The sequence below is a fragment of the Clostridium sp. AF35-15 genome (genome assembly GCF_003477745.1).
Taxonomy (GTDB): domain Bacteria; phylum Bacillota; class Clostridia; order Lachnospirales; family Lachnospiraceae; genus Otoolea; species Otoolea fessa.
Window position 1 is genome coordinate 55,536 of the sequence record NZ_QUDY01000017.1, and the last position, 700, is coordinate 56,235.

The 700-nt window shown below is 39.9% G+C and carries 2 tRNA genes; both read right to left on the reverse strand.

Going from position 1 to position 700, the window contains the following annotated elements:
* Window positions 1-35: 35 nt before the first annotated feature.
* Window positions 36-109, reverse strand: a tRNA-Ile gene (locus DWZ76_RS14600).
* Between the two features lie 22 nt (window positions 110-131).
* A tRNA-Asn gene (locus tag DWZ76_RS14605) sits at window positions 132-204 on the reverse strand.
* Window positions 205-700 lie beyond the last annotated feature (496 nt).

The following is a 700-nucleotide window of genomic DNA, read 5'->3' on the forward strand; positions in this document are numbered from 1 at the left end:
TATTAAATTATTTATTTACCTCATATTGGGTAGAGTGGACCTTCGGGGACTCGAACCCGGGACCGACCGGTTATGAGCCGGTTGCTCTAACCAACTGAGCTAAAGGTCCATAAAGTATATGGATCAAAAAACTCCCCGAGTAGGACTCGAACCTACGACAGCGCGGTTAACAGCCGCGTGCTCTACCGACTGAGCTATCGAGGAATATTGCTTTCCAACAACGTAGATAAGTATAACCGATTATATTTTAAATGTCAACTACTTTTTCAAAAAAATCGAAAAATCTATTCTTTTCATCGGATGTTACCGTCTTCTCGCTGCATGAGCAGCATGACGCATCCTTAAATTTCTGGTTCAGAACTCATATAATCTTGGCAAAAATAGAAAGAGATAGTCTTTCTGACGACGCAGAAATAGCACAGCACTCAAAAAGAGATGTGCAAAACACCAGATACCTCCGCGGCTATAAAAAGCAGAAAACAATGAGTTTTCTGTCAACGCATACGTGCGCATCATTGGCACGTTAGTACCTTTTTGTGTAATAGGGACTTCCAAGGAATTTCCTATTACACAAAAAAACCGTCATACATTTCTGTACAACGGTCTTCTTTACATATCTTCAAAACTGCACACTGAATTTCTTCTACTTCTATCTTTCATCCTTCAGGAAATAACTTCCTCTTACCTATCCAATTCTTAA